Consider the following 9,049-nt stretch of genomic DNA (forward strand, 5'->3'; position numbering starts at 1 on the left):
TCTGATGCTATAAATCGCCAAAAGTACCATAATCGTTAGGCTAACGTCGTTAAAATATCGACATTTAAGCCAGCACCAACGCGTTTTTGTTAAATGTCATCTTCAAAAGGATGCGATGACCAAAAACGCTTGGACAAAAAAAAGACTGCCTAACCGCGGCAGTCTTTTGTAAAAATGACAGATAATATATTAATGGTTAAGTCTCAGGCCACTGGTAAGAATTACCTTACTATAAGACATAAGTCTATCAAGATGAGAGGCTAGGCGTATTCTTAATTCTATCGATAGCTCTCTAAATGAGGTCACGCGCTAATAAGCAACAGTGCTTTAAAACAGTGCTTTAAAACAGTGCTTTCTAAAGAGGCACTTTCTAAATAGTCCATCGCTTAGTTTTTGCTTTCCTCGTGGCGATGTTTGTCTTGCCATGGCTCACTATCGCCCAGCTCGTCTAAGTGCTCGTCGATAGACTGCGTTTTTTGCGCCCTGTCTTTTTGATTGACGTCGTCGTGATTAATGTCATCAGTATTGGCATGGTCAGTATCTATCTGGTCGGCATTGTCCGTTAGCTGAGTGCCATGCAGTTGAGCGTTGTCTGGCTCAGCGCGCTCTGAGGCTGTGCTACGATGATTGTTGCCCATACGCTCATTGAGGTGCGAGGCGGCGTCACGGTGACGTGCATCCAAGGCCTCAATCTCAGGATGAGAGTCATCAAAGTCAGTCTGAGCCTGTCTTTCTTTTTGAGAGTCTTGCTCTGCGACCATTTCAACCTCACCATCAGGCTCATAGCCATGGTTGGGATTATCATCGCCTGTTGGCTCATCTGCTGCGCCCTGCAAGCCTTCTGCCGCTACGGCATTGTGAGCTGCGCCCGCTGCTATGCTATTGGCTGCTGTGTCAGTGACTGTGTCGGTAGCAGACTCATTATAAGGCGCGGCGTCACTCTGAGCTTGCGCCGCACGTTTGCGCTCAGCATAGTCAGTCAACTGATTGACCGCATTTTCGAGCGTATGAGGGTTAAAGCGTGGCTGCGCTTGTGATAGATGCTTGTCAAAGACATCGGTCAATAGTGAGTCAAAACGTATGGCATTGTATTGAATAAGCACTTCGGCTTCTTCTTCGGTGATATCTTCGTTTTGGCTGGCATAGACCACATGATCTTCAAAGCTCAGACCGGCAAAGCTGTCTTTGTGCTCTGCCTTTTTAAATTTTTGCCACAGCGGCTCGATACCCAACAAGGTCTGATAGGCGTTTTCCATACGGCCTGTCACATCGTCCTCGTCGGTATTGTAATAGACCATGGTCTTGAGGTAATCCCGAAAAGGATTGGCCTCAAAGTCTTCCATAAAGGCATCGCCGAGCTGACGTTTTAGCTCGTCGCTTGGCGGCGTAAAGATGCGGCCACTGGGGAAAGTCACAAATCCAACCAACGCTGCGGCAAAGCGATTTGGGAAGTTTTCAAAAAATGACTCAAACGCTTCTTGGATGGTGAACAGGCTATTTTGTAAAGCGACTTCGGCATGCAAGCGCTCAGCTTCAGATTTGGTGCCATTCTCATAAAACTGCAAGATGGCCGTCGCGATAAATAAATGACTATGAATATCTGCTAGGCGGCCAGAGAGCATCTCTTTACGCTTCAAATCTCCTGCCAGTAGCCCTAATGCCATGTCTGCGGTCAGCGCAAAGCTCGCACTCAAGCGGTTAATGTGCTTGTAGTAAGGGCGTGTAAAGGCATCGGCAAAGCTTGGCACATGATTGCTGCCGCCGACATAGCCTGCGACAAAGGCTTTTGCCCCGCGGTTAAAGGTATAACCCAAATGCTTAAAGAATAAAGTATCAAACTCGCGGATAGCGTGATGTTTGTCCTCGCTTTGTAGCAGTTGTAGCTCATCAAACAGATAAGGATGGCAGCGCATCGCTCCTTGACCAAATATCATCAGTGAGCGCGTCAAGATATTGGCACCCTCAACGGTGATAGAGACAGGGATTGCCTGATAAGGCGTCGCCAAAAAGTTGCGTGGCCCCATCTGTACCGCACGGCCACCGACCACATCCATACCGTCATTTACCACTTCACGCATGGTTTCGGTGGCGTAGTATTTTGCCATGGCCGTCATGACCGATGGTGTGCCCCCTTGGTTGAGACCACAGGTGACGAGATGACGAAACGCCTCTAACATATAGGTATGACTGGCCATACGGCTGGTGGCGTCTTGTACTCCTTCAAATTTACCGACAGAGATTTTGAACTGCTCGCGGACTTTGGCAAAGGCACCGACAGACAGATAGGTCATCTCACTGGCCGACGTGGACAGAGCAGGCAAAGAGATGCCGCGGCCGACGCCCAAGCACTCCATCAGCATACGCCAGCCGCGCCCCGCGTTTTCGACGCCGCCGATGATATAATCCAGCGGAATAAAGACATCCTTGCCATCGACCGTACCATTCATAAAGGGCGAGCCAATAGGGTTGTGACGAGGCCCGACGACCACGCCCTCGTGATCGGCGGGAATCAGCGCACAAGTGATGCCGTAGTCGGTCTTTTCAGCATCCCCAAGCAAGCCTTCTGGATCATGCATCTTAAAGGCTAAGCCCACGACTGTCGCGATAGGAGCCAGAGTAATCCAGCGTTTTGAGAAATTCATCCGTAGGCCGAGCACGTGCTCGCCTTCATGCCTGCCATAACACACCACACCAGTATCCGGTATCGCGCCTGCGTCAGAGCCTGCTTCAGGCCCTGTCAAACCAAAACAAGGCACTTCATCACCGCTTGCCAGTCCCGGTAGCCAGCGCTGTTTTTGCTCATCGGTACCATAATGCATAAGCAGCTCGCCTGGGCCGAGTGAGTTTGGCACCATGCAGCTCACTGCTGCTGTCGGCGAGCGTGAGGCGATTTTGCTCATCACCCGACTTTGGGCATAAGAGCTAAACGCTCGGCCACCAAATTCTTTTGGAATAATCAAACCCAAAAAGCCATTGTCCTTGATAAATCGCCATGCTTCAGCCGAAAGCTCTTTATCCTCATGCTGAATTTTCCATTCATCAAGCATGGCGCACAGCGTCTCTACTTCGTTATCGATGAAGCTTTGCTCTTCATCTGACAGCTCTGGATAAGGATATTTGGCAAAAGTGTCCCAATTGGGCGCACCCATAAACAGCTCTTTTTCCCACCAGCTGGTGCCAGCATCCAGCGCTTCTCGCTCAGTATCGCTCATGCTGGGCATCGCACCGCCCAGCGTCTTATAGACCGGCTTGGTGATCAGGGACTGCCGCAGCGGCGAGATAAGCAGTATCAAGCACAACACCGCAATTGGAATACCCAAAATAAGCGACCACGGGCTGATAACAGCAGTGATGATAACGGTGGCAAGGGCGACGATACTGCCTGTGACACGTGATAAGGACATCAAAAAGATGGCCAAGACCATGGCTAATTGAATGAATATTGCCAAAATAAATAAGCCAATTGCCATGACTGTCTCCTTTATAACGCCAAACAATAGCGTAAAAATGTGTGAATGCAGGTCAGATACATATAGTTATGGTTTTTCTGACGTGGGTTTTTAAGTGTTATTTATGGCCGTGTTTCAAAATACTGAGAGTCAAATCTCTACGAACGACACAGTTAGCCATCAATATGAAACAGTTGTCGATGACTATCAATAGCGAAAGTGCTACGCTGTGTCGAAAATATGTATCATAAGACGCTAGGTATGGCGATTATGGGATGACTATCGATATTTTTATCATTTAAGAAAAAGGCGCAAAGCCGTTTTCGGCATAAGACAACGTGTTGTTGCGCCCCACGATGATATGATCCACCAATGATAAGTCGATTAGGTCGCAGGCTTTTTTTAGCTCATAGGTAAGCACATTGTCGGCAGTCGATGGGGTCGCATCGGTGTGCGGATGATTGTGGGCGATGATAAGCTGATTGGCTGCATGACTCAGCGCATGGCGTAGGACGTGTTTGATACAGACAGAGCAAGAGGAGATACCACCTGTAAACAGTATCTCAAAATTTAATAAATTGAGTGCGTTGTCCAAGCACAGTACGGCAAAGACCTCGCGTTGCTCGCCGCGTAGCTGGGTGCTGATATAGTCTTTGACCACTTGCGAGCGTCCAAGCGCTTGCCCTGTTTTTAGCTGACTGTCCAAGTAGCGTGTCCCCATCTCAAGCGAGGCCAGTATCTGGGCGTACTTGGCAGGGCCGATGCCATGGCAGGCGAGGACGGTGTCTTGCGGGGCGGCCAACAGCTCAGCGAGGCTACCGAATTGGTCGATAAGATGCCGCGCCAGCTCGATTGCCGACTGTGACTGAGTACCCGTACGTAAAAATATCGCCAAAATCTCAGCGTCAGACAAGCTTGCTGCCCCGTTTTTGAGTAGTCTCTCACGCGGTCGGTCGTCTTCGTGCCAGTCCTTGATTGCCATTATTATTTCCTAAAAGTGCTATTTTGATAAACACGCCTGTATCGATAAATGGGCGGAATACGTAAATTTTTACCCAATTTATCTCATAATTGTTACTATAAGCGCAATTTATCTTTCCACTTTTTTATTGATGCCATGCTTATGTCCAATATCGTGCTCGCTATCACCGGCGGTATCGCCGCTTATAAATCCGCTATTTTTGCTCGCTTGCTTGTCAAAGCAGGCTTTGATGTGCGCGTCATCATGACCAGCGGCGCGCAAGCCTTTATCACGCCTCTGACATTGCAGGCGCTGACGGGTAACGAGGTGCATATCTCTTTACTCGATGAGCGAGCGGAGGCGGGTATGGGGCATATCGAGCTGGCAAAATGGGCAGATTTGGTCGTCATCGCGCCTGCGTCTGCCAATACTTTGGCACGCCTAGCGATGGGTATGGCGGACGATTTGCTCACCACAGTCTGTTTGGCGACGAGCGCGCCGGTGCTGGTTGCGCCAGCGATGAACCAGCAGATGTGGGCACACCCTGCGGTTAATCTCAATGTGCAGACCCTACGCGATATGAACTATCAAATCATTGCCCCGGCCAGCGGTGAGCAAGCGTGCGGTGATGTGGGAGCCGGCCGCTTACCTGAGCCTGAGGCGCTGTTGGCCGAGGTGCTATTGTTCAATGCCATGCAGACCACGCCGCAGCTATTGGCTGGTAAAAGAGTGGTCATTACTGCAGGGCCGACGGTCGAGGCGATCGATCCGGTACGCTACTTGTCCAATCATTCATCAGGTAAGATGGGCTTTGCGTTAGCGCGCGCTTGCGTAGCCGCCGGTGCCGAGGTGGTCTTGATAGCAGGTGGCAAGGTGGGTTTACCGACGCCGACGGGTGTCACGCGTATCGATGTGCTGTCTGCCGAAGAGATGTTGCTGACGGCTCAGCAGTGTGTGGCAGGTACGCATACGGCATTACAGTATATGCCCGAAGAGGAGCATGAACACCATTCTGAGCATTCTCATGACCATTCGCACGAACATCACGATGATTGTGGCTGCGGTGAGACGCATGAGCACGAAGGTGGTCACACTCATATGCACGACCATGTCACTGATGACGAGCCTAGAGTCGCTGATATCTTTATCGCCACTGCGGCTGTCGCTGACTATCGTACCCGAGACGCGGCGCCGCAAAAAATCAAAAAAACCCAAGAGTCGATGACACTAGACTTGATAAAAAACCCTGATATCTTAGCGACTATCTCGCTTGCGCATCCTGAGCTGTTTGTCGTGGGTTTTGCAGCAGAAACGCAAGATGTCGAGCGTTATGCACGCGGTAAGCTTGTCTCCAAAGACTTGGATTTGATTGCTTGCAATGATGTGTCTCGCGCGGATATTGGATTTGCCAGTGATGATAACGCCATGCAAGTGTTTTTTTCCGAGCGTTATGAGCACGACAGTGTCACGTTAGAAAAAGCAAGCAAGGATAAAATCGCTGAGCAGTTGACCCGTATTATCGGTGAGACCCTCTGGCAGCGGTATGATGCTTAGTCATAGCTCAATCACGGCACAGCTATCAAGGCACAGCTAAATGGTGATGTCAGAATAGTGATGCAGATCAGTTGGGTCAAATCGGGCGCTAAGGCGGTGTGGTAGGTATGATGGATGATATAAGTACCCAGACCGTATTACTGATGGCTATCTTTGCGCTAGCATCACTGCTGCATGGTATTAGCGGGCTGGGCGTCACCTTGGTCACCACCACTGCGCTTGCGAGTATGTACCCGCTGCCATACGCCATTGTGCTGATTATTTTTCCGTCATTACTGCTCAACGCGCTGACGTGGCTGGCGGGCGGTGGCCGTAGTATTTGGCAAAACTTTATCTATTATGGCAGACGCTACTGGCTGCTGGCGTTGACCAGTCTGCTTGGCAGTATTTTGGGGGCAAAGCTACTACTGTGGGTCGATAGCGCGTATATCTTAGTACTGCTGGCGGCGGTCATTGGCTATTATGTGGTCAGTAGCTTACTTGGTAAGCAAATCCGTCTGCCTGATACCAAGCCAGTACTGATTATCGTAGGTTTTAGTGCAGGCGTTATTGGTGGTGCGACCAACGCGATGTCGACCATCCTGATGATGTATTTGCTCTCTGCCAGCAATGATAAAAACACCATCGCCAAAGTCGGCAATATGTGTTATTTCTTAGGTAAAATCGCTCAAATCATCGTATTGCGTGAGCCAATCATGGCGCTTGGCCGTGGTGAGTGGCAGCTGATAGCGGTATTTAGTGTATTGTCGGTTGCGACGTTGTTGATTGGCATCCGCTTGCGTCGTTATTTGCCGCAAGCACGCTTTCGTCAGCTTATTTTAGTGATTCTCTCCGTACTGGGGCTGCGTGTGGGCTGGCAGGGGGTGATGGCGTTTTTTTAGTATGGTCAGTAATAAACAGAATCAAACCATCAACTATTACGGACTACTGATATAAATCTTGCTTGCGTGCTGCTATCGTTCGATGCTGCACAAACAACCTCCCAGTAGCACTGACTCGGTTTAAAGTAAGTTGACTATAGGGAGTGTTTTTCAGGTTAGCGATTGAATAAATTTAACACGATGGTCGCGATAACACTGATAACTACCATAGTGACCACTGGAAAATAAACCCGAGTATTGCCTGAGGTGTGCTTAATATCGCCTGGCAGATTACCTATCCAAGAAAACGCGCTAGGAAACAGCAGCCAAATAACCCCGACAATGACCAGTACAGCCCCTATAATAATCAATATCTTTGCCATATAACCCTCGCTAATCTTATTTTACTCTTTTGTCTCCACCATACATGCGCTGAACCTTAACCAGCTATTTCACCAAAATACAGCTGCTGGGCGATGCGAAAGGTATTGCAGTGCGCCTCGACCACATCTTCAATATCTTCTGAATAACCACCACCCATGACAATAGCAACTGGAATGCTAGCGGCTTTTGCTTGCTCAAGCACATATTCATCGCGCGCTTTGCAGCCTGCGCGCGTGAGACCAAGTTTACCCAGCTTATCGGTCGCCAGCACATCGACCGCAGACTGATAAAAAATCATATCTGGTGCAACCTCGCTAATTAGGCGTGGCAGCGTCTCCATCAAAATCTGTAAATATTCTGCATCACCCATATCGTTGTCCAGCTCAATATCTAAGTCGGATATTTCTTTACGAAACGGATAGTTCTTAGCGCCATGCATACTAAAGACAAAAACACGCGGCTCATCCGCCATAATGCTGGCATTACCATTGCCTTGATGGACGTCCAAATCCACGATTAAAATTTTCTGCGCCTGCCTGCGACTTAATAATAAATTGCTGGCGATACACACATCGTTAAACACACAAAACCCCTCGCCATGATCGGCAAACGCATGATGGGTGCCGCCCGCGACATTCATCGCCACCCCATACTGCTGGGCATATAATGCACATTCATAAGTGGCGTGCGCGATATGACGACCCCGATCCACTAACGCTTCGGTCATCTCAAAACCGATAGGTCGCGCTTCTTTGCGCGGCAAGGTCTGGGTTTTAAGCTTATGCCAGTAGTCCGCTGTATGCGTGGTTAAGATTTCTTCTTCTGTCAGACGTTTTGGCGCAAAAAAGTTATCATGGGTGATGGTGCCTTCTTCAAGCAAGCGCTCAGGAATCATGATGTACTTTTGCATAGGGAAGCGGTGCTTGTCAGGCACGCTATAACGAAACACGTCAGAATAGGCAATTTTTAGCATAGTGTTAAAGCATGTCTTTTTTGAAAAGTGTTTTAAGGATAGATAAGTTTAAACGCTTTGAAAATAAGGGGTTGGTGAGGAATTGTAAAAGCTGCGGATAGCCATCAGAATCAGTAGATTACTGAACATACTGAGTTGGCAAAAAGAAGGTGCGCGAATCTGCTTGTTGACGCAGCTCTGTCAGTAACGTTTGCATGTCTTCGGCAGGATATTGCTGATTGATCAAATCATAAAACAGCTCATGGGCGACTGTGGTCATGGCGATGACGCTTTGTAAGACATGTTCGATGATATCGTCATTGATACCGACGGCTTCGACATCGATAGCATATTTATAGCGTATCTCGCCATCGTTGATATCCATCTCTAGATTGCCAATCAGCATGTCATAGTTGATTTGGGTAATCAATAGCATCGCGGCACTTTGGTGACTCTCTGGAATCAAAAAAGGCAATATGCCATATACGGCCAGCAGTTTGTTTTCTGCTGGCACGCGAAACAAATAGCCACAGCTTAGCTGCTTATGTTGCATCTTTAGCGACAAATGATGCGACTGCCGCTGATTGCCTTTGCTTGGGCGATAGTAGACATAGTGCCATTGTTTTTGCTCAAAGTATTGTTTTAAGCACTCGACAATATCGATATGAGTGTCGGTAGGATCGGGCGACTGATGAGTGCTATCTGACGTAGGTTGAGGAGGCGCGGTGCCGATAGGCTTGCTGTCATTATCAGAGACGTCTACATGGCTGTTTGAATTGCTGTCTAGACGGCTGGCAGATCTGTCGCTAGATAACGGCCTGTCATTGAGCTCATCATCGATCGTGGTTTGCCGCAAGTCGTCATTATCGTCATCGACGACAGCAGGCGG

7 protein-coding genes are annotated in these 9,049 nt (G+C 48.9%); 2 read left to right on the top strand and 5 right to left on the bottom strand.

From position 1 onward, the window contains the following. Positions 1-386: 386 nt before the first annotated feature. Both NK638_RS06375 and radC read right to left on the bottom strand, forming a co-directional pair. The gene (locus NK638_RS06375) at positions 387-3,470 is read right to left on the bottom strand and encodes an acyl-CoA dehydrogenase (RefSeq protein WP_274632360.1); all 3,084 of its coding nucleotides are present in this window, start codon (positions 3,468-3,470) and stop codon (positions 387-389) included. Positions 3,471-3,747: 277 nt separating this feature from the next. Next, the gene (gene radC, locus NK638_RS06380) at positions 3,748-4,431 is read right to left on the bottom strand and encodes a RadC family protein (RefSeq protein WP_274632361.1); all 684 of its coding nucleotides are present in this window, start codon (positions 4,429-4,431) and stop codon (positions 3,748-3,750) included. Positions 4,432-4,572: 141 nt separating this feature from the next. Here radC and coaBC point away from each other — a divergent pair, with 141 nt between their 5' ends. Both coaBC and NK638_RS06390 read left to right on the top strand, forming a co-directional pair. Continuing rightward, a complete protein-coding gene (coaBC, locus tag NK638_RS06385) occupies positions 4,573-5,964 on the top strand; it encodes a bifunctional phosphopantothenoylcysteine decarboxylase/phosphopantothenate--cysteine ligase CoaBC (RefSeq protein WP_274632362.1) in 1,392 nt (463 codons plus the stop codon). 107 nt (positions 5,965-6,071) lie between these two features. Next, positions 6,072-6,845 carry a sulfite exporter TauE/SafE family protein gene (locus NK638_RS06390; protein ID WP_274632363.1) on the top strand — a complete coding sequence of 258 codons (774 nt, stop codon included), beginning with the start codon at positions 6,072-6,074 and terminating at the stop codon, positions 6,843-6,845. Positions 6,846-7,000: 155 nt separating this feature from the next. On the opposite strand, the gene NK638_RS06395 is transcribed toward NK638_RS06390, so the two are convergent. The 3 genes from NK638_RS06395 to NK638_RS06405 all read right to left on the bottom strand — a co-directional run. Next, a complete protein-coding gene (locus tag NK638_RS06395) occupies positions 7,001-7,207 on the bottom strand; it encodes a DUF2905 domain-containing protein (protein WP_192994904.1) in 207 nt (68 codons plus the stop codon). A 56-nt stretch (positions 7,208-7,263) separates the two neighbouring features. Continuing rightward, a complete protein-coding gene (locus tag NK638_RS06400; protein WP_274632364.1) occupies positions 7,264-8,181 on the bottom strand; it encodes a histone deacetylase family protein in 918 nt (305 codons plus the stop codon). A gap of 118 nt (positions 8,182-8,299) precedes the next feature. Continuing rightward, positions 8,300-9,049: YbjN domain-containing protein (locus NK638_RS06405; RefSeq protein ID WP_274632365.1), on the bottom strand; the 750-nt coding region annotated here is incomplete at its 5' end.

Source organism: Psychrobacter sp. A3 (assembly GCF_028823565.1).
In the GTDB taxonomy this organism is placed as follows: Bacteria; Pseudomonadota; Gammaproteobacteria; order Pseudomonadales; family Moraxellaceae; genus Psychrobacter; species Psychrobacter celer.

Coding starts and splice junctions, on each gene's coding strand:
- NK638_RS06375 (WP_274632360.1), bottom strand. CDS start 3,470: ATGGCAATTGGCTTATTTATTTTGGCAATATTCATTCAATTAGCCATG.
- radC (WP_274632361.1), bottom strand. CDS start 4,431: ATGGCAATCAAGGACTGGCACGAAGACGACCGACCGCGTGAGAGACTA.
- coaBC (WP_274632362.1), top strand. CDS start 4,573: ATGTCCAATATCGTGCTCGCTATCACCGGCGGTATCGCCGCTTATAAA.
- NK638_RS06390 (WP_274632363.1), top strand. CDS start 6,072: ATGATGGATGATATAAGTACCCAGACCGTATTACTGATGGCTATCTTT.
- NK638_RS06395 (WP_192994904.1), bottom strand. CDS start 7,207: ATGGCAAAGATATTGATTATTATAGGGGCTGTACTGGTCATTGTCGGG.
- NK638_RS06400 (WP_274632364.1), bottom strand. CDS start 8,181: ATGCTAAAAATTGCCTATTCTGACGTGTTTCGTTATAGCGTGCCTGAC.